This window comes from Georgenia muralis (assembly GCF_003814705.1).
GTDB classification, from domain to species: domain Bacteria; phylum Actinomycetota; class Actinomycetes; order Actinomycetales; family Actinomycetaceae; genus Georgenia; species Georgenia muralis.
In genome coordinates, this window is record NZ_RKRA01000001.1 from 1,648,891 (window position 1) to 1,674,460 (window position 25,570).

Consider the following 25,570-nt stretch of genomic DNA (forward strand, 5'->3'; position numbering starts at 1 on the left):
GGAAACGGGTCCACCGGCGGACGGCGGCCGGTAGCGTCGGCCCACCGGCCGCTCGCACCTCGCCGGGTCATGGACCGGAGGAACCGCGATGCTCGACCTCGTCGACGGACTGCCGCTGCACCCCCTCGTCGTCCACGCCGTCGTCGTGCTCCTGCCCCTGGCGGTCCTGGGCACGCTCGCCGTCGTGGCGGTGCCCCGGCTGCGTCCCTTCACCCTGCTGGTGGCGCTCGTGGCGACGACCGCGGCGGTGCTGCTGCCGGTCGCGTCCGAGTCGGGCGAAGCCCTGGAGGAACGGGTGGGCGAGCCCGGTGTCCACGCCGAGCTCGGCGAGCAGCTCGTGGTGATCGGGATCGCCCTGGCCGTCGTGCTGTGGCTCCTCACGCTGCTGCGCCGAGGCGGCCCCGGCCCGCTCACCGCGGTGGTCGCCGCCCTCGCCGTCGTCACGGCGCTCCTGGTGGGGGTCCAGGTCTACCGCGTGGGGGAGAGCGGGGCCCGGGCGACATGGGGCGACGTCGCCGGGACGACGCAGCCGGCTGAGATCGAGGACGAGGACGACTGACGAGGACGACTGACGAGGACGACTGACGCCGCTCGGCGACCGAGGGGTCGTCAGCGCACGGGGTGAACCCCGCGCAGCTCGGCGTCGTCGTCGGGGCGGTGCTCGGGGCGGTCCCCAGGGCGGTCCTCCGGGCGGACCACCGGCCCGACGCGGGAGACCTCCTCCCAGCGCTTGTTGGTGTCGTGGATGCCCATCTCGACGCTGGTGAGCTGGACCTGCACGGGGATGCCGGGCCGGCCGCCGACCTTGATGAGGAACTTCCCGCGGCCGGGCGGCGCGGTCTCGCGGTTGTGGATGGGGTCCCACGCCGGCGGGTCCTGCCAGCCGATGAGCATCTCCTGCTCGGCCCGCGACAGCGGCACGGCCTGGGTGAGCATGGACATCTCCGCCCCCGGGAGTCCGCCGGCGATGACCATCCCCGAGCGCTCGACGAAACCGCGGGCCTTCATGCGGTCCTGCTCGGCGGGCAGCGCCAGGAGGTCCGACATCGTGTGCGAGATCATCGCCGTCCCCACGCCGCGGGTGCGGTTGAGGCGGGTGAGGGCGTCCACCCGGTCCACGAGGCCCCGGCCGGCGCGCAGCACCCGCCACAGCTCGTCGAGGACGACGAAGTAGTGCCGGCGCGGCTCCACCCCGGCGTCGGCGAGGGCGTTGGCGACGTTGACCATGCCGAAGCCGGCCGACCAGCACGCGAGCATGACGGCCGCCTGGAGGTCCGTCTGGGCGTCGTCGATGTGCGAGACGTCGTAGACGACGGGCCGGTCGCGACGCATCGGGCTCGATGTCGGCCGGGAGAACGTCCGGCCCAGCCGGCCGCCGTCGACCAGGCCGATCAGTGAGGCCTCGAGGTTCTCCGTCAGCGACTGGTACCGGTCGATCGAGCCGCGGTCGAGCGCCACCTGGCGCACCGGGTCCGGCGCCTCCCGGATGATGCGGAGCAGGTCCGGGAGGACCGGGACCCCGTCGTGCCGCTCGTCCAGCACCGTCAGGGCCCGGTCGAGGATCGTCTCCTCGCGGTCCCCGGGCGGCGCGGCGCGCAGGATGGTCAGCAGCGAGGAGACCATCGCCAGACGGCGGTCGTGGGCGTCGGCGAGGACCATCTGCCGGGCCGAGCCGGTCAGGCGCTCCGCCGCGGAGGTGGCCTCGCCGGGGTCGAGCACGTTGATGTACCCGCGTGACCCGCCGAGGGAGATGACCTGCCCGCCGAGGGCCTCGATGAGGTCGACGTAGTCGGGCTTGAGGTCGCCCAGGACGAGCGGCATGACCCCGTACCCGGCCAGCCCGGCGGCCATCCGGCGCACGAGCGTGGACTTGCCCAGGCCCGGCAGCCCCAGCACGAACGCGGACGGGTTGGAGATGAGGTTGGCGCGCTGGAACCACGAGACCGGGTCGCAGCACACCGTGGCGCCGGAGATCATGTTCCGGCCCAGCGGCACCCCGACCATGGGTGTGCCGGTGCCGATCGCGTAGGGCCACAGCCCGCACACCTGTCGCGTGGAGCCGCGCCACTCCGGGACCGGCTGGACGACCTTCGCCGCCCCGCGGCCCAGGCCGGCCCAGCCGCGGGGGCCCGCCCGGCGAGGTCCGCCGGCGTCGTCCTTCGCCCTGGTGCTCACGTTGCGCGCCCCCTCACAGCCGGTCCCGCACTTCGCTGGGAAGCGAGACGTGCCGGGGGAGCACGAGCCCGAGGGGCAGGGCGGCGGCGAACGCGGAGTCCTGGGAGCCGTACACCGGCCGCAGCCGCAGGCGCGCGGTGGCGGCGAGGTTCTCCACCGCGGCGCGGGCGTCCATCTCCCGGCCGGTGTCCATGACGGTGGCGGTGACGAGCATGCCGAAGTTGACCAGGCCGGCCCCGGCGGCCTCCTCCTGGGCGGTCAGGGCGGCGGCCCGGGTGGCCAGGACGTCACGCGCGGTGGGCTTGTCCGTGGCGGTCTGGCGGAACTGGGCGGCGCGCAGGTCCGCCTCGACGATCGCCGCGGCGGAGGCGGCGTCGATGGGCCGGTAGAGGAGGGTGACGCGCTTGCGGGCGATGTCGCGGTGCGGGGCGAGGAGCCGGGCGAGGATCGAGGACTGGACGTTGCCGCGCGGCGCACCGGTCATCGCCCAGGTGACGGACAGCCCCGAGTCGTGGCGGTAGGCGTCCCACGAGGTCTCGTGCGCGCTGGGGCCGACGTCGGACCACGTGAGCGGCGGGACCTCCCCGGTCGCGTGGGCCTCGTCGATGGCGGTCGCCGCGGCGGGGTCGTAGGCGACCCGCACGATCTCGCACAGCTCGAGGGCGTCCACCGGGTGGGCCGGGCCGGCGCCGGTGGCCTGGAGCTCCGCGGTGAGCGCGGGCAGTCGGGCGCCGAGCTCGCGGGCGAACTCCGCGGGCTTGCGCCGCTTGCCGCCGCCGCGGGCGGCGGTGAAGGTCAGGGCCACGTACGCGCGGACCGTGGAGGAGCCCGCGGGGTAGTCCCGCACGGTCTCGGCGAGCAGGCGCCGGGCGAACTCGGGCGCGTCGGGGTCGAGGTGGGTCGTGACCTCGCGGCGCAGGCGCGTGCCCGTGTCGGGCGCGGTCTCGACCGTCACGGACGCGGCGATGATGCCGGGCTCATCCCCGAGGTTCGCCAGCCACAGTCCCCAGTCCGAGACCCAGGCGTCCACCTGCTCCTCGTCGACGAGGGCCGCGCCGTCCGGCTCGGTGCCGATGACGACGGTGTACGACGTCGTCGCCGGGACGTAGACCAGGGCGAACGGCCGGCCGTAGGAGTCGTGGTGCTCGGTCAGGCGCGACGCCGCCGCGAGGCCGGGCAGCTGGTGGGTGCCCCACGGGGTCCGGCCCAGGGGTCCCGAGCGGTAGAGGTGCTCGCCGGCCGTGCGCTGGCGCCACCACCCCACGCGGGCGGTGCCCTTGTCGACGGCGTTCATCCCGTGCTTGTCGCGCACCGCGATGGAGAGCAGGACGACGCCGAGGGCCGCGGCCACGAGCAGCGCGGTGATGAGGTCGGCGAGCATGACGACCAGGACGACGACGATGAGCCCGCCGAGCAGGATCATCGTGCCGACGGTCCCCAGGCCGAGCAGGCCCGGTGACGTCGGGCGACGCCAGTTGCCGTAGGTCCGGGGCGCGTGCCCGGCGGGGTCAGCGGCTGCTGCCACGTCGACCATCTCCCTTGCTGGTCAGGCGGGGTGGGCCGCCCGTCCCGTTCGTGCCGTGCCCGTTGCCGTGCCCGTTCACGTCGGGACCATCCTGCCTCTCGGGGGCCGCCGTCGCACCGCTGTCGTCCGCCTCGGCGCTCTCGCCGTCCTCACCGGGGCCGCCGGCGGGGACCCGGCCGTCCGGGGAGATGGCGTCGCGCGCGCCGGCCGGGACGGGCAGCACGGGTGCCCCCTGGGTGGCCGCGCCGGCCGCGGCTGCGCCGGGCACCGGTGCGGCGCCGATCTCGGCGCGGGCGCCGGACGGACCGAGCTGCGTCACACGGCCGGCGGTGCCCACCGCACCGGCGGGTCCGGCGCCGCCGGCGCGTACCCGGGGGACCGGGACGGCGCCGGTGGGCAGTGCGGCGGAGGTCGACATCGAGGTGGTCGTCGTCGCGGGCCCGGCCGTGCCGGTCACGGTGCCCACCAGCGGGGCGGCGACGCTGATGAGCGCCGGCAGCGCGAGCAGGGCCAGCGTCATGAGGATGATGCCGGTCAGGACCGGCACGAGACCGGAGCCATCGTCGGCGAAGACGTTCTGGTCGCGCAGCTGGAAGGCGGTGGCGTAGACGATCGCGACGGCCGGCTTGTACAGGACGAACGCGATGATCCAGGCGACCACCCGGTGGAACCAGGTGCGACCGATCGCGGTGTTGGTGAAGGAGGCCGAGAGCGGGAAGATCCCTGCGAGGATGACGAGCATCGCCGCGCGCAGGACCATGAGCATGATCTGGGCGAAGGAGACCACCAGCGCCGCGAGCCCCAGGACGATGACGAGCAGGACGCCGAGGTCGTCGGAGAAGGTGAGCATCGCCTCGACCTGCGTGCCGAAGTCCGCCCCGCCCGTCACCCGCTCGAGCAGCCAGGCCGCGAAGGAGTCCGCGGCGACGACGGCGAGCCCGATCACCGTCAGGCCCGCCCCGGCGACGACGACGAGCGTGAGGAGCGAGCGCACGAGGTCCCGGCCGGGGGCGGCGCGCTGCTCCCAGGCCATCTTCGCCCCGGCCACCATCACCGAGAGCACGGCCATCGCCGCGGTGAACCACCACAGCGCGTTCTGCGTCGCCGCCGCCGGCCCGCCGCCGGAGGCCACGAACCGCTCGGGCGGGACGAGCGCGCTGACGATGGCCGAGGCGGACGAGACGAGGATGACGGCGCCGAGGACGACGCCGAGGCGCCCCAGCTGACCCTCGGCCTCCCCGCGCCGGCCCTTGAGGGCCATCGTCGCGCCGAGGGCGATGATCGACATCACCGCGACGCCGAGCGAGACCCACAGCACCCAGGAGAGGACGGTGTTGACCGTCTCCACGCTCCCGGGCGCCACCTCGCCCGGGGCGACCACCGGGGCGTCGCCGTCGGTGAGCGACGGCGTGACGATCGACGTCCACATCGTCCCCAGCGAGCCGAGCGTGGTGTCGAGCGCCTCGCGCACGGCGCCGGCGAGCTGCTCGAGCGCTCCCGTGCCGCCGTCGGTGGTCCAGCTCGAGGTGGTGCAGGCGACGTCGAGGGGGTCGCAGCCGGTCCGGGTGCTCATCAGGCCCCCGACCAGACGGTGTAGCCCGCGAGGTTGGGGATCTGCGCGGGCGGTGTGGGCAGCGTGCCGATGTCGGTGAGGCGGACCTTCCAGTCCCCGCCCTGCCAGAGGAGGTCGACGACGAAGCTGCCCAGGGCGCCGTTGTCCAGGCCCAGGGCGATGTCGACGCTCGCCGAGGCGCCGTCGTAGGCGATGACGTGGAAGCCGCGGATCTGGTACCGGGCGACGGTCGCCGGCAGCGGGACGGGCGCGGGGGCCGGCGGGGCTGTCGTGGCGGCGGCGCCCGTGGCGTCCGTGGCGGCGGCGGTGGGCGTCGCGGTTGTTGCGGCTTCGGCGGCTGAGTCCGCTGCGGACGCGGCCGCGTCCGCGGCCTCGGCGTCGAGGCGTGCCAGGGCGGCGTCACGGCCGGGCCCGGTCGCGGTGAGCTCCGCCGTCGTGCGCGGGAGGAGGGCGTCGACCGACCCCATCGCGACGATGTTCGCCGCGGCGAGCAGCGCGCCGGTGGGGCTCTGGGCGTAGCAGGACCGGAAGCCGTCCGGCTCCTTCACGCCGGGGCCGGTCCCCGGCAGGGCCGGGGCGGCCACCGTGCCCACCAGCTCCCAGGCCACGCCCTCGGGCGCCCGGGTGACCGTGCCGTCCGTCTGCGCCGGGCCCATGCCGCAGAAGCTCGGCTCGCCCGCGGCGGCGGGGTCGGCGGGGTCGGCGGTGCCGTCGGTGCCGGCCGGCGGCGCGGCGCCGGTGGCGCCGTCGCCGGTCTCGCCGTCGTCGGCGGGTCCGTCCGTCGCACCGTCCGTGCCTGCGGTCGGCTCGCCGGTGGGATCGCCGGTGGTGGGGCCGCCGGGCTCGCCGGTGGGATCGCCGGTGGCGGCGGTCCCGTCCGGCCCGGCGGTCGCCGACGCCGATGCGGCCGGCGGGGCGCCGTCGTCGCGCCGCTCGTTCGCGACGGCGAGCCACACGCCGAGGACGACGACGGCCACGACGAGGACCGCGGAGACGAGGAAGGCCGGCCGAGCCCACACGCTGCGGTCGTCGAGGTCGTCGGCCATGGGGCGCCTGCTCAGGCGAGGGCTCCGACGAGGAAGTACGACGCCGAGATGACGATGACCCCGGCCAGGGCCATGCCGATGCGGCCGAGGTGCTCCCCGCCCTCACCGCGGCGGGAGCTGATGCCCATCATCGCGCCGGCGACGATGAGGCCGAGGACGCAGATGCCCAGGGCGATCCACTTGGTCCACGCCAGGACCTCGAGGAACCCCTCGGTCCCGGGCGGCGCCTCGCCCTCGCCGGGGTTGGGCACGTTGGCGAGGATGGACAGGACGGCGGAGGGCAGCACCATGTGCTCAGACCCCCCGGCCCGGAAGGAGCGAGTCGAGGTCGTGGATCAGCCGGGTGAGCTCGCGCGGGACGGGCCGCGGCTCGTCGCCGAGGCGCCAGGCCTCGACCCACGGCAGGTGCCACACCCGCGGCACCCCGCCGCTGACGAGGTCGGCGAGCTCGCGCAGCGCCCGGGGGAGACGGCCGGGGGCGTCGGCGAGCAGGACGAGCCCGACGAGCGTCACGCCGGGCACCGAGCCCGAGGCCCACTGGGTGGCGGCGAGCTGGGTGGCGCGCAGGCCGGTGAGGTGGGTACGGGCGACGAGGACGACGTCCTGCGGGCGGGAGAGGTCCGAGGGCACGGGCCAGGCGTGCCCGGCTGCGGCCGAGCCCGCGACCGCGCCGGCCAGGGTGGTCTCCCCGGCGCCGCCGTGGGTGCCGAGCCACCACGGGGCGGCGCGCTCGTGGCGCTCGCGGGCGGCCAGGCCCTCGGCGGGGGCGCGGACGCCGCGCTGGGGCGTGGCGGGGCCGGTGGGCAGCGGGAAGTAGTCGCCGGCCGCGGTCGAGCGTGCCCTTGTCCCTTCCGGGTGCCTGCCCATACCAACCCCAATCGCGCCGACACCTGCCCGGTGCACCAGTACGGACACCCATCATGCGTCCTTCTGGGATCATCGTGTCGTAGAACGGGATGCGAGCACAGAGGTAAGTGGTCCCGATCTGGCCCCCAAAATGAGGGAGCGTGCGAGCGATGGGCTCGGTGCGTGCGGGCAGGGCGGCGGTGTCGCTGCTGCTCGCGGGCGCGCTCCTCGGTGCGTGCTCGGACGAGCCCTTGCCCCCGGCGCCGTCGGCGCCTGGCACCGGCACCGCCGCTCCCGCGCCGCTGCCGGCGGTTCCGACCGCGACCGGCGAGCCCATGGAGGGTGAGCTCGGCTCGGCGACGGGGGCGCCCGCCCCGGTCTGGGACGAGGAGTCACGGGCCGCCGCCGTCGCCACCGCGACCGAGGTGATGACCGCCTACGCCCGGCCCGCCCTCGACCCGGACACGTGGTGGGGAGAGTTCTCGCGCTTCCTCAGCCCCGCCGCCCAGCAGGACTACCAGTGGGTCCAGCCCGCCTCGATCGCCGCCACGTCGGTCGGGCCGGGGCCGGCCGCCCTCGTCGACGAGTCCAGCGTCTACCTCGCCCGGGTCGAGGTGCCCACCGACGCCGGGACGTACCGGGTGCTCCTCAGCCGCCAGGACGGGCCCACGCCGTGGCTCGTCGAGCGCGTCGAGCCGCCCGAGGGGGTGGTGTGATGCGCCTCGGTGCCAGGACGGTCGTCACGCTCCTCGTCGGGTTCCTCGTCGCCTCGCTCGTGGGGCTCGTCGGGCTCGTGCTGTACATGGACGCCGACCGCTCCCCGCTGGCGGACTGCAACGTCACCGGAGGGTCGGTGCGGATCGTCGACGCCGCCGGGGTCGAGACCGCCGAGATCTCCGGGTACAGCGGCGTCCAGCTCGCCAACGCCGCGGCGATCGTGAACGCGGGCGCTGACCTCGGCCTCGGCGCCCGGGACCAGACCATCGGCGTCATGACCGCGATGGGGGAGTCCGGCCTGCAGGTGCTCGACCACGGCGACGCCGTCGGCCCCGACTCCCGCGGGCTGTTCCAGCAGCGCGACAACGGCGCCTGGGGCACCTACGAGCAGCGGATGGACCCCACCGCGTCCGCGACCATGTTCTTCCAGGCGCTGTCGCGACTGCCGGACCGGTGGTCGCTGCCCCCGACGATCGTCGCCCACCGCGTGCAGATCAACGCCGACCCCTACCACTACGAGCGGTACTGGCCGGCCGCCGTCGCGGTGGTCACCGGCCTGGCCGGTCAGGACCTCGATGCGATCGCCACCCTCGCCGGACCCTCCCCCTGCAGCGCCATCTCCGCGGCCGGGCTGACCGCCGACGGCTGGACCGTCCCCCTGCTGGGCACCGTGCGCTACACGTCGGCGTTCGGGATGCGGGTGAACCCGGTCACCGGGGTGCGCCAGCTCCACTCCGGCGCCGACCTCGCCGCCCCGGACGGCACCCCGATCTACGCCGTCGGCCCGGGGGTCGTCACGATCGCGGGACCCTCGACAGGGGGAAACACCGGTTACATGGTGGCGGTCGACCACGGCGGCGGGGTGCAGACGAGGTACGTCCACCCCTGGCCGTCCGGCATCCTCGTGCGTGTGGGGGACCAGGTGACCGCCGGTCAGCAGATCGCCCGCGTGGGGTCCTCCGGCAACTCCACCGGCCCGCACCTGCACTTCGAGGTCCGCGTCAACGGCATCCCGGTCGACCCGATCCCCTTCATGGGGCAGCTCGGCGTCGGGCTGGCCGTGTAGGGCGGTGCGGCACGTCCCTCCGACGCCGGGGACGTTCGTGCCGCGCCGCGGACCTTTCTGCTGGCGCTGGACGTTCGGGCCGCGTCTGGGGACGTCCGGGCCGCGCCGGCGCGCCGGGACCGGGGTGTTGCTTAGGCGCCTGTTGGCCGATCGGGAATCGTGCTCGGCCCGGTGATCGCAGTGCTCGTTCCTGTTGCAGGCGTTCGTTCCAGCTGTAGGTGTTCGTAGCTGTTGCACGCGTTCGATTTGCCGACGGGTGCGCATGAACCGGACACGGAAGACGCCGGGCCGAACGGAACGTCCGTTTGGCCAACAGTGCTCACACATGGATCAGGTCGGAGACCTCGCCCTTGCCGTCGACAGCCCTCGCCCCGGTCTGTGGCGGTGGCAAGGGCGGTGGTGCAGCAACCCCCGAGGATCTCGTCGTGGGACGCCTTGACGCCCTGTCGTAACCTCGGGACATGTCCAACGAAGGGCACACCGGCGTGACGACGGCGGGCGTGGACGCGCCCCCCCGACGTCCCGCCCCTGAGGTCCCGGCCGGCACCGGCGAGAACCCGCCCAGCCCGGCACACGGCGCCTCCGCCCCTACCGCGTCCCTGTCCGCCCCCGAGCTGCACGTGCCGGTCCACCCCGTCCGGGTCGTCACGGCCGCGAGCCTCTTCGACGGCCACGACGCCGCCATCAACATCATCCGGCGCATCCTGCAGTCGCAGGGCTGTGAGGTCATCCACCTGGGGCACAACCGGTCCGTGGCCGAGGTGGTCGACGCCGTCGTCCAGGAGGATGCCCAGGCGGTCGCGGTCTCGTCCTACCAGGGCGGGCACCTGGAGTACTTCGCCTACCTCGTCGACCGGCTCGGCGAGGTGGGCTGTGGCCACGTGCGGGTGTTCGGCGGCGGCGGGGGCGTCATCGTCCCGGAGGAGATCGCCGTCCTCGCCGAGCGCGGCGTGCGGATCTTCTCCCCGGCGGACGGGCAGCGCCTGGGCCTGCCCGGCATGGTCAACACGATCGTCGCGGCCGCCGACGTCGACCCCCTGGAGGCCGCCGAGGGCAGTCCCCCCGCGCGGGACGACCGACGCGCGCTCGCCCGCACGATCACCGCCCTCGAGCTGGGCCGGCTCGACGACGCGGCGCTGACCGCCCTGCGCGCCGCCGGGTCCGCCCGGCCGGCCGCGGTCCTCGGCATCACCGGGACCGGCGGGTCGGGCAAGTCCTCCCTCACCGACGAGCTCGTCCGGCGCCTGCGCCTGGACCAGGGCGGCGACCCGCGGGTCGCCGTCCTCGCCGTCGACCCCACCCGGCGTCGTGGCGGCGGCGCCCTGCTCGGCGACCGCATCCGCATGAACGCCCTCGACGAGGGCACCTACTTCCGCTCCATGGCCACCAGGGGGGCCGAGCTGCCCCCGGCGCTGGACGACGTCGTCCTGGCCTGCCGGGCGTGGGGCGCCGACGTCGTCGTCGTCGAGACGCCGGGGATCGGCCAGGGTGACGCGGGCATCGTCGGCCACGTGGACGTGCCCGTCTACGTCATGACGCCGGAGTTCGGGGCCGCCAGCCAGCTCGAGAAGATCGACATGCTCGACCTGGCCGACGTCGTCGTCATCAACAAGTTCGAGCGGCGCGGCGCCGAGGACGCGCTGCGCGACGTGCGCCGACAGGTCGCCCGCAACCGGGAGATCTGGGACCCGTCCGCGGAGCTGCCGGTCTTCGGCACCATCGCCTCGCGGTTCAACGACGACGGCGTCACCGCCCTGTACCTGCACCTCCGCGACCGCCTCGTCGCAGCCGGCGCCCGCCTCGGACCCGGTCGGCTCGAACCGGTCCGCGGCCGGGTGTCCACCCGCGTCGCCCCGATCGTCCCCGCCCACCGGGAGCGCCACCTCGCCGAGGCGGCCGAGGCGGTCCGCCGTTACCACGACGACACCCGGCGGCAGGCGACGGCTGCCCGCCGGCTCCAGCGCCTGGAGGACGTCCGTGTCCAGCTCGCCGCGGACCAGGCCGACACCTCCGACATCGACGCGCTCCTCGCCGGTGCGCGGGCCGCCGTGGACGACGACGCCACCGCCCTTCTCGCCGGGTGGCCGGACGTCGCCGCGGCGGCGCAGGGCATCGAGCCGGCTCGCTCGCTCGCCGGCACCCCCGTCCCCCGGCTGGCGCTGCCCCGGCTGCACGACGACGGCGACCTCCTGGAGTGGCTACGGGCGGAGCACCTGCCCGGGCACTTCCCGTACACGGCCGGCGTCTTCGCCCGACGGCGCGTCGACGAGCACCCGGCCCGGATGTTCGCCGGCGAGGGTGACCCCGCCCGCACCAACCGGCGCTTCCACCTCCTCGCCGAGGGCCAGCCCGCGACCAGGCTGTCGACCGCCTTCGACTCGGTCACCCTCTACGGGTTCGACCCCGACGAGCGCCCCGACGTCTACGGCAAGGTCGGCAACTCCGGGGTCTCGGTCGCGACCCTCGACGACATGAAGGCCCTCTACGACGGGTTCGACCTGTGCGCACCGGACACCTCGGTGTCCATGACGATCAACGGACCTGCCCCGGCGGTCCTGGCGATGTTCCTCAACACCGCGATCGACCAGCGCCTGGCGGCGTTCGAGCGCGAGCACGGCCGCGCGCCCGGGGCGGAGGAGGCGGCGGAGGTCCGAGCCGCGGCGCTTCGCGACGTGCGGGGCACGGTCCAGGCCGACATCCTCAAGGAGGACCAGGGCCAGAACACCTGCATCTTCTCCACCGAGTTCTCCCTGCGGTGCATGGCCGACGTCCAGGAGTGGTTCATCGCCCACCAGGTGCGCCGCTTCTACTCCGTCTCCATCAGCGGCTACCACATCGCGGAGGCCGGGGCGAACCCCATCACCCAGCTCGCCTTCACCCTCGCCAACGGCCTGACCTACCTCGAGGCCTACCTGGCCCGCGGCATGGCCGTGGACGACGTCGCCCCGAACCTGTCGTTCTTCTTCTCCAACGGCATGGACCCCGAGTACGCGGTCCTGGGCCGGGTGGCGCGCCGGGTCTGGGCGATCGTCCTGCGGGAGCGGTACGGGGCGAACGAGCGCAGCCAGCGGCTGAAGTACCACGTCCAGACCTCGGGGCGGTCCCTGCACGCCCAGGAGATGGCCTTCAACGACATCCGCACCACGCTGCAGGCCCTCATCGCGCTGAACGACGCCGCCAACTCCCTGCACACCAACGCCTACGACGAGGCCGTCACCACCCCCACGGAGGAGTCGGTGCGCCGGGCCCTGGCCATCCAGCTCGTCATCGGCAAGGAGTGGGGCCCGTCGATGAACGAGAACCCCAACCAGGGCTCGTTCCTCCTCACCGAGCTCACCGAGCTGGTGGAGGAGGCGGTGCTGGCCGAGCTGGAGCGGATCTCGGCACGCGGCGGCGTCCTCGGCGCCATGGAGACCGGCTACCAGCGTGGCCGGATCCAGGACGAGTCGATGCTCTACGAGCGGCGCAAGCACGACGGGTCGCTGCCCGTTGTCGGCGTCAACACCTTCGTCGCGCCCGACCGGCCCGCCGGCGAGCCGGACACCGCGCACGGACCGCGCCCGCTCTCGCGCTCCACGGAGGAGGAGAAGCGGGGCCAGATCGCCCGGCTCCGGGACTTCCGGTCCCGGCACTCCGCGGAGCGGTCCGCTGCTCTCGAGCGGCTCCGCCGGGCCGCGCTGGCCGGGGACAACGTCTTCGACGTCCTCATGGACGCCGTGCGGGTGTGCTCGCTGGGGGAGATCACGCAGGCGCTGTTCGACGTGGGGGGCCGCTACCGGCGGAACGTGTAGGTGGGGCCGCCGGCCGCCGGCGGGCGGGTAGGTTCCGGCCGCGGGCCCAGAGCGTCAACGCGCCGAGTGGCGCCCGGTCGCGCGCGCCTCCGCCGCCCGCGCCTCCGCCGCCTCCTCGGCCGCCTGGGCCTCCGCCGCCTCCTCGGCGAGGCGCTGCTCGCGCCGGGCGACGAGCACGTCCGGGAGATTCCGAGCCAGGGCGTCCCCGTCGCGGCCCTTGACGGTGGGGACGCCGTGCTCGGCGTTGGCGTTGCGCAGCGGGTTCGGCTCCTCGATGGGCTCGGCCGTGCCGTGCGAGAGGACCTGCTCCGCCGGGGTCAGCTCGCGGATCGCGATGGCCGCCACGTGGCGGGGGTGCTCGCGGGCGACCTCGTCGTAGACCATCGGGTCGTGCTGGCCGTCGTCGCCGACGAGCAGCCACCGGATGTCGGGGTAGGTGATCATGAGGTTCCGCAGCTGGGTGCGCTTGTGCTCCACGCCCGAGCGGAACAGGCCGGTCGGTGTCGGCCCCCAGTCGGTCATGAGCATCGGACCCTCGGGGTAGCCGTGGGTCCGCATGAACCGGCGCAGGTTCGGCACGGTGTTCCACGCTCCGGTCGAGAGGTAGAAGACCGGCGCCGTGGGGTTCTCCTCCAGGACAGTGCGGTAGAGCTCGGCCATCCCCGGCACCGGCTTGCGGGTGGTCGTGTGGCGAACGAACGTGTTCCACGCGGCGATGAACGCGCGCGGGAGCATCGTGACCATGATCGTGTCGTCGATGTCGGAGACGATGCCCGCACGCACCTCGGGGTCCACCACGAGCACCTTCGCGGTGACGGGCTCGGCGGCCCGCGCCTCGAGGACCACCTCGTGCCAGCCGGGCTCGAGGCCGTGGTCGCGGACCATGACGTCGATGTAGCCCCCGCGGTCCGTGGTCGTGCGGATCACCTGCCCGCCCGCCCGCACGACGACGGGCAGGAAGCCCGGCTGCGCCGTGAAGAACGAGCGCCAGCCGCGCTGGGCCTCGGCGGCGACGTTGATCGGCCCGACCGGGGCGATCTCCTCGCCCTCGTCGCCGGCCTCACCCGGGTCCGACATCACCACCCGGCCGAGCACGTGCAGGCTCTGGACGGAGCCGTAGCCCGTCAGGCCGATGGTGCGCGGGCGCCAGCCCTTGCTGCGGAGGTACCGGACGGAGCTGCGGTTGACGGCGTCGTCGATCGTGCCGGCGATGCGGGAGAGGCCCATGGAACCCCAACGTAGACGGACCGCGCCGCCCGGGCATGCCGAAGGGCGACGCGGTCCGTCCGGGCGGTGCCGCCCGCGGTCCGGAGCTGTCAGACCGGGTCGTTGGGGCCTCGCACGCGGCGGTCGTCGTGCCGCTCGACGTACTCGGTGTGCCGGGTGTTGGTGCGCTGCTGGTGCATGATCAGCGACGCGATCAGCCAGATCACACCGGCGACCATGAGGATGTAGCCCACCATCGTCAGGTCCACGCCGGAGATCATGTCCGCGATCGCGAAGGACAGGATCGCGCCGAGCGCGATGAGGAAGATGCTGCCTCCGATGCCCATGCGTCGTTCCTTTCGTCTGGACCCGACGGCGCGGGTCGCCCGGACCCGACGGCGCGGGTCGATACCCCAGTGTTGCGCTGCCGACCCGCCACCGCACCCGGAGAGCTCGCTCGGCGACGCGCGCCGCACCCGGAGCGACCTGCTGCGATGCTTGCCGCATGACCGAGACGACGCAGCGCATCCCGCCCGGCCCCGGCGAGGAGTCCGTGTGGGACTACCCGCGCCCACCGCGCGTGGAGGCGACGTCCGCGCTGGTCGAGGTCGTCCTCGGCGGCGAGCTGGTCGCCCGGACCACCTCGGCGCTGCGGGTGCTCGAGACCAGCCACCCGCCCACGTACTACCTCCCCGCCGCCGACTTCGCGGCCGGCGCCCTCGTCCCCGCGGAGGGCTCCTCGGTGTGCGAGTGGAAGGGACGGGCGGCGTACCTCGACGTCCGGGGCGGCGGGCGGGTCGCGGCGCGCGCCGCATGGCACTACCCCGACCCGACGCCGGCGTTCGCGGTGCTGCGCGAGCATGTCGCGCTCTACCCCGGTGCCATGGACGAGTGCCGCGTCGACGGCGAGGTCGCCCGCCCGCAGCCGGGCGGGTTCTACGGCGGCTGGATCACCTCGGGCGTCGTCGGCCCGTTCAAGGGTGGGCCCGGCACCTGGGGCTGGTGACCCCGGGACACCTCCACCCACCCCCCGAGCGAGGTCCGGGCGGCCTCGAGCACCGCTTGCAGGAGCACCGCGTCGGCGGCGTCGACGGTCACCGGCGTCCCGTGGCGCACGGCGGAGGCGAGTTCGGTACGCAACCGCGTCCAGCACCTGTCCTGATCCATGCCCGCGGTGTCCCAGCGCACCGTGCCGTGGGCGGAGAGCAGCTCCACCCGCGTGACCGGCGGGTCGACCGCCACCGCAGCGGAGAGGACCGACTGGACGACAGCGCCGTCCAGGTGTCGGGTGGTGAGGGACAGGTAGCGAGTCGGCTCACCCTCCGTCCTCACGGCCACGACCGGCCCGGCCGCGGCCTGGACGACGTCGAGGAGGTGCGGTCCGATGTCGAGCAGCATCCCGTCCGGCTCGGTCCGCCAGGTGCCGGAGCCGAGGAAGCCGCCCGGCAGCAGCCCGCCGTGCAGGTAGGCCGCCTGCCCGCCGGACAGCGGCCCGCGGTCACGGAGATCGGCGGCGGCGTCGAGGAAGTCCCGCGTGCGCGGGTGGTACCGGCGCGTCAGCGCCACGATCGTGGGCACCCCCGCCTCCCGCACGGCGTCGGCGACACGGCGCGCCGCGGTGAGGGACTCGGCCAGGGGCTTCTCCAGCAGCAGTGCCCGTCCCGCCCGGGCGGCCACCGGCGCCATCGCCGACTGGACGGAGGGCGGCACGGCGAAGTCGACCGCCTCGCACCCGGCGAGGAGGTCCTCGAACCGCGGCACGGATGGCACGCCCAGGTCTCGGGCCAGCGCGGCAGCGGCCTCCGGCCGGCGAGCCCAGACCCCGGTCAGGCGGGTCGGGCCGGGCGCGACGTGCATCGGGCCGTGGACCAGGCAGGCCCACCGGCCGCTGCCCACCAGCCCGACGCGGACGGGCTCGGGCTCGGCCGTCACGACAGGCTCGCCTCGATGGCCGCCGGGGAGTAGACGCGTCCGGCGACGGCGTGGGCCATGCCGATCACCGCGGAGTCGGTCCCGAGCCCGCTGAGCCGGACGTCGAGGTTGCGGGTGGCCCGCGGGAGGGTGAGCGGGTAGAGAGACTCACGCACCCCCGCCAGGAGCGGCGCGGTCGCGAGGTCGCCACCGAGGACCAGCACCGCCGGGTTGAGCATGGTGACGACGGTGGCCATCACCTGGCCCACGAGCCGGCCCGCGGTGCGGACGCCATGGGCCGCGACGAGGTCGCCGGCGTCGAGGAGCCGGCGCACGTCCCGGCCGGAGCGGGCCTCGCGGCCCGCCGCCCGCAGCGACTCCGCCACCGCGTGCCCGCTCGCCACCGCCGCCAGGCAGCCGTGGGACCCGCACCGGCACACCGCGTCCATGTGCTCGACCAGGCGCACGTGCCCGATGTCGCCCGCGCCGCCGTCCACGCCGCGGTACACCTCCCCGTCGAGCACGATGCCGGTGCCGATCCCGGTGGAGACCTTGACCAGGACGACGGACGGGCAGTCGGGGTAGTGGGCGGCGTGCTCGCCCAGCGCCATCGCGTTCGCGTCGTTCTCCACGACGACCGGCACCGGGAAGGTGTCGTGGAGGTGCTCGGCCACGGGGTAGGCGTCCCAGCCGGGCATGATGGGCGGCTCGCTCGGCCGGTTGGTGCGGGGGTCCACGGGCCCCGGGACCGAGATTCCCACACCCGCCAGGTCGGACGTCGTCAGTCCACGGCGCCGCAGGATGGTCCTCATCGACTCCTCGATCGCCTGGAGCACCGGGTCGGGACCGCCGTCGACGGCGATGTCGAGCTGCTCGTCGTCCTGGAGGTCGCCGACCAGGTTGGTCAGCGCGACCCGGGTGTGGGTGGTGTCGACCACGGCGGAGAGCACCCTGGCGTGGTCGACGTTGACCCGCAGCTCCACCGGCCGCCGACCGCCGGTCGACCCGCGGGACCCGCCCTCCACCAGGAATCCGCCGTCGAGCAGCGCGTTGACCCGCTGCGCCACGGTCACCCGGGACAGGCCGGTGAGGTCCTGGATGTCGCCCCGTGTCTGGGCGAGACCGAGGCGGACGAGCTCGAAGACGTCCCCGACCCGCGAGCCGGGGGGGCGGCGGTGGCCGCCGCCGGCCACGGGCGGCACTGCCTCCGACGTCCGCCCGGGAGGCCTAGCCCTTGTCTGCGCCACTGGTGAGGCCCTCGGTCAGGGCACGCTCCGCGATGGAGTACAGGATGATGATCGGCACGGTCAGGAGGACGGAGCCGGCCATGAGGATCGTCTTGGGCACCTCGATGCCGCTGGCGAGCTGGGACAGGCCGAGCGAGACCGTCCACAGCGGCGGCTCGGCGGTGAGGAACAGCAGCGCGAACAGGAACTCGTTCCACGCGATCATGAAGATGTACAGCGCGGTCGACATGATCGTCGGGCGGGCGAGCGGCAGGGTGATCAGCCACATGATCTGGAACCGGTTCGCCCCGTCGACCCGCGCCGCCTCCTCGATCGTCACGGGGATCGTGTTGAAGTAGTTGCGGAGCATGTGGATGGACACCGGGATGGTCAGCGCGACGTACACCAGCACCAGGCCGACGTGGGACTGGCGGATCCCCAGCGCCGACAGGCCGACGAAGAGCGGGATCGCCAGGATGATCGCGGGGAAGAGGTAGACCGCGAAGTACGTCGAGTTGACCTGGTTGCGCCCCCTGAAGGTCATCCGGGAGACCGCGTAGGCCGCCGGCACGACGACGACCAGCGTGAGCAGCGTCGTCACGAACGAGACGAACGCCGAGTTGCGCATGAACCGGGCGAAGCCCTGGCCGCCCTCGCTCGTCGGTGCCAGGACGGAGGAGTAGGTCTGGGTGGTGAGCTCTTCGACGGGGACGAAGACCCGGCCGGGGTGGAGCAGCAGCTGCTCGATCGGCACGAAGCTCATCATGGCCATGTAGTAGAACGGGAAGACGGAGGCCAGCGTCAGGACGACGATCGTCACCCAGCGCAGGACACCGAAGGTGCGCCGCTCCACCGACAGCCGGCTCATGTCAGCTCCTCCCGCCGGGCGACGATGCGCATGTAGAAGACCAGGAACACAGCCATGATCACGGCCAGGACCAGGGCCGTGGCTGCGGCGCCGCCGACGTCGAAGCTGCCGATGAGCTGGTTGTAGACGCGCACGGCGGAGACCTCGGTGCCGGCGGTGCCGCCGGTGAGGAGGAAGACGTCGTCGAACTTGTTGAAGGTCATGATCAGACGGAGGACCGACAGCAGCGCGATGGTCGGCATGAGCTGGGGCAGCACGATGTGGCGGAAGTTCTGCGACGGCGTGACGCCGTCGACCAGCGCCGCCTCCTCGATCTCGCGCGGCAGCGCGGAGAGGCGCGCGGTGAGGAACATGAAGGCGAAGGGGAAGTACCGCCAGATCTCGAACCCGACCACGGTGAGGAACGCGAACGGCGCCCGGCCGAGGAAGTCGATCGGCTGGTCCCAGCCGAGGAACCGGGTGCCGTAGTGGTTGATGATCCCGTACTGCGGGTTGAGCATGACCTCCCACACGAACGTCACGGCGACGACCGGCGCGACGTAGGGCAGGAGCATGAACGACCGGAGCGCCCCGCGGCCCCGGAAGGAGTTGCGGAAGGCGAGTGCGGCGATCAGCCCGACGGCGATCGACCCGGCCGTGGTGGAGACGGAGTAGACGACCGTCGTCCACAGGGACCTCCAGAACCCGGCCGAGGTGAGCGTGTCGGTGAAGTTCTCCAGGGTGAAGGTGCCGAAGAGCCTTCCGTCGGCCAGGTCCCGGAAGCCCAGGTCCTGGAAGGCGAGGATCGCGTTCCACAGCACCGGCACGAGGATGACGGCGATGATGATGACCGTCGCCGGCGAGACGAGGATCCACGCGTCGCGGGTGTCGCGCCGCGTGGCGACCGACCGCCGGGGACGCGTCGGACGCGTCCCCGGCGGTGCCGCGGTGGTGGCGACCATCAGCCGACCCCGGCGGCGATCTCTTCCACGGCGGCCTGCGCCCGCTCGGCGGCACCGGCGGCGTCCAGGGAACCGGCGCCCATCTCGGCGACCGCCTGGGAGATCGGCAGCTCGGTGATCGTCGGGCCGAGGATGGCGCCCTGGCCCTGCGGGATCGCCCACCGGTCGACCCGCTCGGCCACGGAGGTGATCTGCTCCATGGTGGCCTCGTCGTAGATCTCGCTCAGCGGCGCGAAGGTGTCCACCCCGGCCTCGAGCTCAGCCCAGCCGTCGGTGTAGGCGGTCGGGTCCTCCTCGTTGCCCACCCGGACCGGGAACTTGCCCTCGGGGGCCATGTCGAGCCAGTCGAGGTAGCCCGTCGAGAGCATGTACTCGATGAACTGCTGCGCCTCCTCGGTGGCGGCGCCGTCCATGACCGTCCACGAGGTGACCTCGCCGTAGGAGGCGCCCTCGCCGTCGGGACCGGCGACCGAGCTGACGATGCCGGTGTTCTCGGCGAGGAAGCCCGGGTCGTCCGCGCACTCCGGGCACGCGGGCAGGGCGTCGTTGCGCAGACCCGCGAGCTCGTCGAGCAGGAACGTCGACCACATCGTCATGGCCGCCTGGCCGGCGAAGTACGTGGCGCGGGTCGAGTCGACGGTCTGGGTGCCGCTGGGGGAGTAGTCCTGTGCGAGCGCCTGGTAGAGCTCCCACGTGGCCAGGCACTCCGGGGAGTCGAGCGTGGCGTTGCCGCCGTCGTCGACGAGCTGGCAGTTGTTGCCCAGGGCGAGCGACTCGAAGGTCTGGGAGGTGAAGACGTCGGCCGGGTCGGTGGCGAGGGTGATGCCGAACATCCCGTCCTTGGTCAACGCCTCGGCCGCGGCCTCGAGGGACTCGTACGTGTCCGGGGGCTCCAGCCCCTCGGCCTCGAAGAGGTCCGTCCGGTAGACGAGGATCTGCGTCCAGGCGTCGGAGGGAACGGAGAGCTGGCGGTCGCCGTCCCGGGTGAGCTCGAGGGCCGACTCCTCCCAGGTGTCCGCCCCGAGCGCCTCCACGACGGCGGCGTTCGCGTCGACGTCGATGAGCTCCTGGTCGTCGAACTGACGCACGTACGCAAGGGAGAGGGCACCCATGACGTCGGGCAGCTCGCCGCCGATGGCGCCGGACTGGACGAGCTGGGGCGCCTGGCCCTCGTCGATGCCGACGAGCTCGACCTCGATGCCGGTCTCCTCGGTGAAGGCGTCGACGATGCCCTGCGTGACCTGCATGCGGTCGGGAAGGTTCTCCAGGGACCACACGGTCAGGCCCTCACCGGCGCCGCCACCGCCGTCGTCGGTGGCGCGGTCGTCGCCGTCACCACCTCCGGAACATGCGGTGAGAACCAGTGCTGCTGAGGCGATCAGGGCCACGGGCACGGCCCCGCGCCGCCGGTATGGCGACATGGCTGCTCCTCTCTGAGCGGTTGCGCATGATCGTACCCACTTATGAAAAGATGGCAATCTAAAGATGTCGAAGTGTTATGCTCAAGTCGGTCGGCCTCCCTCCCGGAACCGGCTGTCGAGTCGCACGGAGAGGTGCGAGGTGCCTGACGTCCTCCGGTTCGCCGCCCCCTACCACGTCGACCTGGTCGACCTGGCGTCGCCCGCGCCGGCACCGGGGGAGGTGCGCGTCGCCACGATCGCCTCGGGCATCTCGGCCGGCACCGAGCTGACCGCGTTCCGGGGGACCAACCCGTACCTCACCGCGACGTGGGACCCTCACCTGCGGCTCTTCGACCACGGGGCGCAGGCGCCGGCGTACCCGGTTCAGGGTTGGGGATACTCCGAGGTGGGGCGTGTCGTCGAGGCGCCCGGCGAGGCGGACGACCTGACACCGGGTGACGTGGTGTGGGGGATCTGGGGGCACCGCGCCGAGGCGGTCCTGCCGGCCTCCAGCCTGCGGGGGCGTCGGCTGCCGGCGGGCACGGACCCCGTCGTGGGCTGCTTCGCCCGGGTCGCGGCGATCGGCCTCAACGCGGTGCTCGCCGCGGACGCCGGGGTCGGCTCGACGGTGGTGGTGGTCGGGCAGGGCGTCATCGGGCTGCTGGCCACGCGGTTCGCGGTGCTGTCCGGTGCCCGGGTGATCGCGGTGGACGGCATCGACGCCCGGTTGGAGCACGCGCGGGCCTACGGCGCGGCCGAGGTTCTCCACCCGACGCCGGACCTCGCCCGCCGGTTGCGCGACCTGACCGGGCCCGGCGGGGCCGACGCCGCCATCGAGCTGTCCGGCACGCACCCCGGACTCGCCGAGGCGGTTCGTGCGGTCGGGCCCGACGGACGGGTCGTCGCCGCCGGTTTCTACCAGGGCGAGGTGGCAGGGCTGCGGCTGGGGGAGGAGTTCCATCACAACCGTGTTCAGCTGCTCGCCTCCCAGATCGGTTCCGTGCCGCAGCGGCTCGCGGCCCGCTGGGACCCGGCCCGGCTCCACCGTGCGGCCATGGAGGCCGTGGTCTCCGGCCGGGTCGACGTCCTCCCGCTGGTCACCCACCGGTTCCCCCTCGCGCGTGCCCAGGAGGCCTACGAGCTGCTGGACACCGGCGGGGACCAGGTGCTGCAGGTGGTGCTGGAGACGTGATGCGGTTGTGCGTGCAGGAGCAGCACCTGCCGGGGACGGGCATGGCGGAGAAGTGGGCCGTGGCGAGCGGGTGGGGCTTCACCGGCATCGAGCTGCGCGGGAAGGGCGACCACGCCCTCGCGGCCCGGCTGCCGGAGCTGCGCCGGGCTCGGGACGCCGGGGTCGTCATGCCGACCGTGTGCGTGGAGATGGACCACTTCGTCGGTGACTTCGACGCCGGCCGGCGTGAGGACGCCGTCGTCCAGCTGTGCTCCCAGCTCGACGTCATGGCCGAGCTCGGCGGGACGGGGGTGACGACGCCGGCCTCCTGGGGCATGTTCTCCACCCGGCTGCCTCCGTTCGTCCCGCCACGAACCCCCGAGGAGGACCGGGCCGTGCTGGTGGACACGCTCGGCCGGGTCGCCGCCCACGCCGAGCGGGTCGGGACGACCCTGCTGCTGGAGCCGCTCAACCGGTACGAGGACCACATGGTCAACCGCCTCGACCAGGGCGTGGCCGTCGTCGACGCCGTCGGCTCGCGCGCCCTGCGGCTGACCGCCGACACGTACCACATGAACATCGAGGAGACGGACATGGTCGACGCGCTCCACCGTGCCGCTCCCTACCTCGGTCATGTGCAGCTCTCGGACAGCAACCGGCTCGAGCCCGGGGCGGGACACCTCGACCTCGCCCCCCTGCTGGCGGTGCTGCGGGCGGACGGGTACGCGGGGGACCTGGCCGTGGAGTCCCGGCTCAGCGGTGCCGCCGCCGAGGTGCTGCCCCGCGCGGCGGCGCTGGTGCGGGAGCTGTGGTGAGCGGCGCGGCGCCGGGACCCGGCGGCGCCGCGGCGCTGGCCGCACGCCAGCTGTCGGGGAGCTGGACGGGCACCCACACGGTGCCCGCCGCCGGGCTGTACCCGCACCAGTGGAGCTGGGACTCGGCCTTCATCGCCGTCGGGCTGCGCCACGTCGCGCCGGACCGGGCGATGACCGAGCTGGAGACGCTCCTCGCGGCGCAGTGGGCCGACGGCCGCGTGCCGCAGATCGTCTACGACCTCGCGCGCGACGACGACTACTCGCCCGGTGCGCAGTTCTGGCGCTCGCGCGACCTCCCCGGCTCCCCGGCGGCGGCGACCGCCGGGTTCGTGCAGCCGCCCGTGCACGCCTGGGCCGCGCTGCTCGTGCACCGGGCGGCCCCGGAGCTCTCCCGCGCCCGAGGCTTCCTCGCGGGGGCCTACCCCCGGCTGGTCGCCTGGCACGAGTACCTCAGGACACGCCGCGACCGTGGCGGGGCCGGGCTGGCCGCCGTCGTCCACCCGTGGGAGTCCGGGACGGACAACTCGCCGCTGTGGGACGAGGCGCTGGCTCGTGTGCCGGACACCCCGCGGACGGCGATCCGGCGCCCGGACCTGGCGCACGCCGGGCCCGGGGAACGGCCCGGTGCCAAGGAGTACGCGCGCTACTACTGGCTGGCGGAGCGGTACCGCGACCACCGCTGCGACGATCGGGACCAGGGGCACCCGTTCGTCCTGGAGGACCCGGCGTTCAACGCCCTGTGGGCCCGGTCCGAGCTGGCGCTCGCGGAGATGGCCGGGGAGCTGCGCGCAGACCCGCGGCCGCACCTGGACCGGGCCGGTGAGATCGGCGGCTCGCTCGAACGGCTCTGGGACGAGGAGCTGGGGCTGTACGTCGCCCACGACGTCGTCGCCGACCGCCCCGCGCGACGGGCCACGGTCAACGGGCTCGTCCCGCTGGTGCTGCCCGACCTGCCCCGCGCCCGGACCCTGGTGGAGACCCTGCGCGGGCCGGGGTTCCTCGGCGCGGGCGCGGTCCTCGTGCCGAGCTACGACCTGCGGGCCCCGGACGCCGACCGCGCCCTCTACTGGCGGGGTCCCGCCTGGTTCAACATGACCTGGCTGGTGATCGACGGCCTCCGTCGGCACGGCGAGACGGCGCTCGCCGCGCACCTCACCGGGCCGTTCGTCGACCTCGCGGTGCGGGGCGGGTTCCCCGAGTACGTCGATCCCGTGGACGGCGAGCCGCACGGCACCCGCCACTTCAGCTGGACGGCCGCCCTCACCCTCGACCTCGCGGCGGGTGGCGGCGCCGGCGCGAGGGCGGACCGGTGAGCGGAAGCGAGGTCCTCGTCCGGGCCGGGACGATGCTGCTCGGCGGCCCGGACGGCTCGGTCGGGGAGGAGACGGGCGCAGCCCCGGCAGCCCCGGTGCCCCTGGAGGGGCTCTACGTCGCCGACACCAGGTGCCTCTCCCGATGGGTCCTCCGGGCCGACGGCGAGCCACTGGACCTGGCGGGCACCGTCCGCACGCCCGACCGGCGCACGGTCGCCCTCGTGCCCCGCACGCTGCGTAACGTCCCGCCCGGGTTCCTGCTTGTGCGCGAGCAGACCGCCCGGGCCGGCGGGCTGGGCGAGGTGCTGACGGTGAGGGCGGAGGGGGAGACGCGCGCGGTCGTGGTCCTCGACGCCCGGACGGACTTCGCGGACCCGTTCGAGCTGCGTTCGGACGGGCGCACCTACGACCACGAGGGAGCCCGGGCCGGAGCCGCCACCGTCGACGGCAGCGCGGAGCTCACCTTCGCGCGTTCGCGCGCGGGCCGGGCGTTCGCCAGGCTCGTGCTGATCCGTGCGGAGGCCGGCCCTGGCGGTGCGGTCGCCGTCGACCTGACCTCCGACGGGGCCCAGGTGGTGGGGGCCAGGCTCACCTGGGTCGTCGAGCTGCCGGCCGGGGGCACGGCGACGCTGCAGGTGGACGTCGACGCCGGGGACCCGGCCGACGGCCCCGCCGGTGCGGCGCACAAGCACCGGGCGGACCGGGGGGACGGGCCGCCGGAGCCGGCGCACGGCCCCGCGGCCGCTCCGGGTGAGCGGGACGCGACGACGGACATCGAGTGGCTGCGCCGGACCAGCCTGGCGGACCTCGACTGCCTCCTCATGCCCGCCCCGGGCGCCGCCCACCTGCTCATCCCCGCCGCCGGAGTGCCGTGGTTCCTCACCCTCTTCGCCCGCGACTCCCTCCTCACCGCCATGATGGTCCAGGCCGAGCGGCCCGCGATGCTCCCCGCCGTCGTCGAGGCGCTCGCCCTGCACCAGGGGTCCCAGGAGGACCCCGCCCGCGTCGAGCAACCGGGAAAGATCCCTCACGAGGTGAGGATCTCCGAGCTCGCCACCCTGGGGCAGGTGCCCTACGGGCGCTACTACGGCAGCGTGGACTCGACGGCGCTGTACCTCATGGGGCTCGGTCGCCTCGGCGCGGCGCAGGAGGGGCTCGTCCGGCACCTGGAGGGCAGCGCCCGCTCGGCCGTGGCGTGGCTGCGCGGGCCCGGCGGCCTGGACGAGACCGGTTTCGTCCGGTACGTTCCCGACCCGCGCGGCCTCCGGAACCAGGGCTGGAAGGACTCCTCGGGTGCGATCGCCCACCCGGACGCGACACCGGCTGACGGCGCGATCGCCCTGTGCGAGGTCCAGGGGTACACCTGGCGGGCCCTGGCGGACACGGCCCGGCTGGCGCGGACGGTGTGGGGGGACGCGTTCTGGGCCGAGGACCTCGAGACCGCGGCAGCCGCCCTGCGCGAGCGGTTCCGGGCCGCGTTCTGGCCCGCCGGGTCGGACTTCCCAGCCCTGGCGCTCGACGGCACGGGACGCCCCGTCACAACGCCGGCCTCGAACGCCGGTCATCTGCTGTGGTCCGGGATGCTCACGTCGGACGAGGCGCGGGTCGTCGGCGACCGGCTGCTCGGGCCGGGCTTCTTCACCGGCTGGGGCCTCCGGACGGTCGAGGCCGGTCAGGCGGTCTTCTCGGCGCTGTCCTACCACCGCGGGTCCGTGTGGCCGCACGACACGATGCTCGCCGCCGCCGGGCTCGCCGCGTACGGGCTCCACGACCAGGCGCGGCGGCTCGCGCGCGGCACGCTCGACGCCGCCCGGCACGTCGGCGGGCACCTGCCGGAGCTGTTCGGCGGCAACACCGCCGCTGACTTCCCGGCACCGCTGGTCTACGCCCGCGCCGGGGTGCCGCAGGCCTGGTCCGCGGCCGCCGGCGTCGTCGCCGCCCAGATCTTGGGGCGACACCCGCCGGCCGGCTGAGCCTCGA

At 74.2% G+C, this 25,570-nt stretch carries 22 protein-coding genes; 9 read left to right on the plus strand and 13 right to left on the minus strand.

All coding sequences use genetic code 11. From position 1 onward, the window contains the following. Window positions 1–88 precede the first annotated feature (88 nt). Window positions 89–559, plus strand: a complete 471-nt coding sequence (locus tag EDD32_RS07260; protein WP_123916248.1) for a DUF2231 domain-containing protein — start codon at window positions 89–91, stop codon at window positions 557–559. Window positions 560–609: 50 nt separating this feature from the next. On the opposite strand, the gene EDD32_RS07265 is transcribed toward EDD32_RS07260, so the two are convergent. The 6 genes from EDD32_RS07265 to EDD32_RS07290 are packed head-to-tail and all read right to left on the minus strand — an operon-like array spanning window position 610 to window position 7,186. After that, window positions 610–2,175 carry an ATP/GTP-binding protein gene (locus tag EDD32_RS07265; protein WP_211338762.1) on the minus strand — a complete coding sequence of 522 codons (1,566 nt, stop codon included), beginning with the start codon at window positions 2,173–2,175 and terminating at the stop codon, window positions 610–612. 13 nt (window positions 2,176–2,188) lie between these two features. Beyond that, on the minus strand, window positions 2,189–3,700 hold the full coding sequence (locus EDD32_RS07270; RefSeq protein ID WP_342771397.1) for an SCO6880 family protein: 1,512 nt from the start codon (window positions 3,698–3,700) through the stop codon (window positions 2,189–2,191). Continuing rightward, window positions 3,684–5,273 (minus strand): TrbL/VirB6 family protein, encoded by a 1,590-nt coding sequence (locus EDD32_RS07275; RefSeq protein WP_123916250.1) that lies wholly within the window; start codon window positions 5,271–5,273, stop codon window positions 3,684–3,686. The genes EDD32_RS07270 and EDD32_RS07275 overlap by 17 nt, the downstream gene beginning before the upstream one ends. Beyond that, window positions 5,273–6,319, minus strand: coding sequence for a DUF8175 domain-containg protein (locus EDD32_RS07280; RefSeq protein WP_123916252.1), 1,047 nt, complete (start codon window positions 6,317–6,319; stop codon window positions 5,273–5,275). Before EDD32_RS07280 ends, EDD32_RS07275 begins: the two co-directional genes overlap by 1 nt. An 11-nt stretch (window positions 6,320–6,330) precedes the next feature. Then, window positions 6,331–6,609 (minus strand): hypothetical protein, encoded by a 279-nt coding sequence (locus tag EDD32_RS07285; protein WP_123916254.1) that lies wholly within the window; start codon window positions 6,607–6,609, stop codon window positions 6,331–6,333. Window positions 6,610–6,613: 4 nt separating this feature from the next. Then, the gene (locus EDD32_RS07290; RefSeq protein ID WP_123916256.1) at window positions 6,614–7,186 is read right to left on the minus strand and encodes a DUF6668 family protein; all 573 of its coding nucleotides are present in this window, start codon (window positions 7,184–7,186) and stop codon (window positions 6,614–6,616) included. Window positions 7,187–7,326: 140 nt separating this feature from the next. On the opposite strand from EDD32_RS07290, the gene EDD32_RS07295 reads away from it, so the two are divergent. The 3 genes from EDD32_RS07295 (at window position 7,327) to icmF (ending at window position 12,739) form a co-directional block, all read left to right on the plus strand. Then, complete coding sequence (locus EDD32_RS07295) at window positions 7,327–7,881, plus strand: hypothetical protein (RefSeq protein ID WP_123916258.1); 555 nt, start codon at window positions 7,327–7,329, stop codon at window positions 7,879–7,881. Then, window positions 7,881–8,948, plus strand: a complete 1,068-nt coding sequence (locus EDD32_RS07300) for a M23 family metallopeptidase (protein ID WP_246006030.1) — start codon at window positions 7,881–7,883, stop codon at window positions 8,946–8,948. The genes EDD32_RS07295 and EDD32_RS07300 overlap by 1 nt, the downstream gene beginning before the upstream one ends. A 461-nt stretch (window positions 8,949–9,409) precedes the next feature. Next, on the plus strand, window positions 9,410–12,739 hold the full coding sequence (gene icmF / locus EDD32_RS07305) for a fused isobutyryl-CoA mutase/GTPase IcmF (RefSeq protein WP_123916260.1): 3,330 nt from the start codon (window positions 9,410–9,412) through the stop codon (window positions 12,737–12,739). 54 nt (window positions 12,740–12,793) lie between these two features. On the opposite strand, the gene EDD32_RS07310 is transcribed toward icmF, so the two are convergent. Together EDD32_RS07310 and EDD32_RS07315 are read right to left on the minus strand one after the other, a co-directional pair. Then, window positions 12,794–13,966, minus strand: coding sequence for an App1 family protein phosphatidate phosphatase (locus EDD32_RS07310; RefSeq protein WP_123916262.1), 1,173 nt, complete (start codon window positions 13,964–13,966; stop codon window positions 12,794–12,796). 89 nt (window positions 13,967–14,055) lie between these two features. Next, entirely contained in the window at window positions 14,056–14,292 is a 237-nt protein-coding gene (locus tag EDD32_RS07315; protein WP_123916264.1) for a DUF6458 family protein, read from the minus strand. 158 nt (window positions 14,293–14,450) lie between these two features. Here EDD32_RS07315 and EDD32_RS07320 point away from each other — a divergent pair, with 158 nt between their 5' ends. Then, window positions 14,451–14,951 carry a DUF427 domain-containing protein gene (locus EDD32_RS07320; protein WP_123916266.1) on the plus strand — a complete coding sequence of 167 codons (501 nt, stop codon included), beginning with the start codon at window positions 14,451–14,453 and terminating at the stop codon, window positions 14,949–14,951. Here EDD32_RS07320 and EDD32_RS07325 read toward each other — a convergent pair. Genes EDD32_RS07325 through EDD32_RS07345 form a run of 5 tightly spaced genes read right to left on the minus strand, consistent with a single transcriptional unit; the run spans window position 14,882 to window position 20,312 of the window. Further along, entirely contained in the window at window positions 14,882–15,877 is a 996-nt protein-coding gene (locus EDD32_RS07325; protein ID WP_123916268.1) for a Gfo/Idh/MocA family protein, read from the minus strand. The genes EDD32_RS07320 and EDD32_RS07325 overlap by 70 nt on opposite strands. Then, window positions 15,874–17,049 carry an ROK family protein gene (locus EDD32_RS07330; protein WP_123920308.1) on the minus strand — a complete coding sequence of 392 codons (1,176 nt, stop codon included), beginning with the start codon at window positions 17,047–17,049 and terminating at the stop codon, window positions 15,874–15,876. Before EDD32_RS07330 ends, EDD32_RS07325 begins: the two co-directional genes overlap by 4 nt. Window positions 17,050–17,083: 34 nt before the next feature. After that, window positions 17,084–17,950, minus strand: a complete 867-nt coding sequence (locus EDD32_RS07335; protein ID WP_123916270.1) for a carbohydrate ABC transporter permease — start codon at window positions 17,948–17,950, stop codon at window positions 17,084–17,086. Next, on the minus strand, window positions 17,947–18,891 hold the full coding sequence (locus EDD32_RS07340) for a carbohydrate ABC transporter permease (protein WP_123916272.1): 945 nt from the start codon (window positions 18,889–18,891) through the stop codon (window positions 17,947–17,949). The genes EDD32_RS07335 and EDD32_RS07340 overlap by 4 nt, the downstream gene beginning before the upstream one ends. Next, window positions 18,891–20,312 (minus strand): ABC transporter substrate-binding protein, encoded by a 1,422-nt coding sequence (locus EDD32_RS07345; RefSeq protein ID WP_123916274.1) that lies wholly within the window; start codon window positions 20,310–20,312, stop codon window positions 18,891–18,893. Before EDD32_RS07345 ends, EDD32_RS07340 begins: the two co-directional genes overlap by 1 nt. Before the next feature lie 139 nt (window positions 20,313–20,451). Here EDD32_RS07345 and EDD32_RS07350 point away from each other — a divergent pair, with 139 nt between their 5' ends. From EDD32_RS07350 to EDD32_RS07365, 4 genes are read left to right on the plus strand one after another with little or no spacing between them, the layout of a single operon-like run. Then, window positions 20,452–21,483: a zinc-binding dehydrogenase gene (locus EDD32_RS07350; RefSeq protein ID WP_123916276.1), complete on the plus strand. Its 1,032-nt coding sequence runs from the start codon at window positions 20,452–20,454 to the stop codon at window positions 21,481–21,483. Further along, entirely contained in the window at window positions 21,483–22,277 is a 795-nt protein-coding gene (locus tag EDD32_RS07355) for a sugar phosphate isomerase/epimerase family protein (protein ID WP_123916278.1), read from the plus strand. Before EDD32_RS07350 ends, EDD32_RS07355 begins: the two co-directional genes overlap by 1 nt. After that, window positions 22,274–23,590 carry an MGH1-like glycoside hydrolase domain-containing protein gene (locus EDD32_RS07360; RefSeq protein ID WP_123916280.1) on the plus strand — a complete coding sequence of 439 codons (1,317 nt, stop codon included), beginning with the start codon at window positions 22,274–22,276 and terminating at the stop codon, window positions 23,588–23,590. Before EDD32_RS07355 ends, EDD32_RS07360 begins: the two co-directional genes overlap by 4 nt. Beyond that, window positions 23,587–25,563 (plus strand): glycogen debranching N-terminal domain-containing protein, encoded by a 1,977-nt coding sequence (locus tag EDD32_RS07365; protein WP_123916282.1) that lies wholly within the window; start codon window positions 23,587–23,589, stop codon window positions 25,561–25,563. The genes EDD32_RS07360 and EDD32_RS07365 overlap by 4 nt, the downstream gene beginning before the upstream one ends. Window positions 25,564–25,570 lie beyond the last annotated feature (7 nt).

What these genes read in the sequence shown, in the direction of transcription:
- EDD32_RS07300 (WP_246006030.1), top strand. Translation starts at nt 7,881, where the DNA reads ATGCGCCTCGGTGCCAGGACGGTCGTCACGCTCCTCGTCGGGTTCCTC.
- EDD32_RS07310 (WP_123916262.1), bottom strand. Translation starts at nt 13,966, where the DNA reads ATGGGCCTCTCCCGCATCGCCGGCACGATCGACGACGCCGTCAACCGC.
- EDD32_RS07285 (WP_123916254.1), bottom strand. Translation starts at nt 6,609, where the DNA reads ATGGTGCTGCCCTCCGCCGTCCTGTCCATCCTCGCCAACGTGCCCAAC.
- EDD32_RS07260 (WP_123916248.1), top strand. Translation starts at nt 89, where the DNA reads ATGCTCGACCTCGTCGACGGACTGCCGCTGCACCCCCTCGTCGTCCAC.
- EDD32_RS07355 (WP_123916278.1), top strand. Translation starts at nt 21,483, where the DNA reads ATGCGGTTGTGCGTGCAGGAGCAGCACCTGCCGGGGACGGGCATGGCG.
- EDD32_RS07345 (WP_123916274.1), bottom strand. Translation starts at nt 20,312, where the DNA reads ATGTCGCCATACCGGCGGCGCGGGGCCGTGCCCGTGGCCCTGATCGCC.
- EDD32_RS07320 (WP_123916266.1), top strand. Translation starts at nt 14,451, where the DNA reads ATGACCGAGACGACGCAGCGCATCCCGCCCGGCCCCGGCGAGGAGTCC.
- icmF (WP_123916260.1), top strand. Translation starts at nt 9,410, where the DNA reads ATGTCCAACGAAGGGCACACCGGCGTGACGACGGCGGGCGTGGACGCG.
- EDD32_RS07335 (WP_123916270.1), bottom strand. Translation starts at nt 17,950, where the DNA reads ATGAGCCGGCTGTCGGTGGAGCGGCGCACCTTCGGTGTCCTGCGCTGG.
- EDD32_RS07275 (WP_123916250.1), bottom strand. Translation starts at nt 5,273, where the DNA reads ATGAGCACCCGGACCGGCTGCGACCCCCTCGACGTCGCCTGCACCACC.
- EDD32_RS07340 (WP_123916272.1), bottom strand. Translation starts at nt 18,891, where the DNA reads ATGGTCGCCACCACCGCGGCACCGCCGGGGACGCGTCCGACGCGTCCC.
- EDD32_RS07280 (WP_123916252.1), bottom strand. Translation starts at nt 6,319, where the DNA reads ATGGCCGACGACCTCGACGACCGCAGCGTGTGGGCTCGGCCGGCCTTC.
- EDD32_RS07290 (WP_123916256.1), bottom strand. Translation starts at nt 7,186, where the DNA reads ATGGGCAGGCACCCGGAAGGGACAAGGGCACGCTCGACCGCGGCCGGC.
- EDD32_RS07315 (WP_123916264.1), bottom strand. Translation starts at nt 14,292, where the DNA reads ATGGGCATCGGAGGCAGCATCTTCCTCATCGCGCTCGGCGCGATCCTG.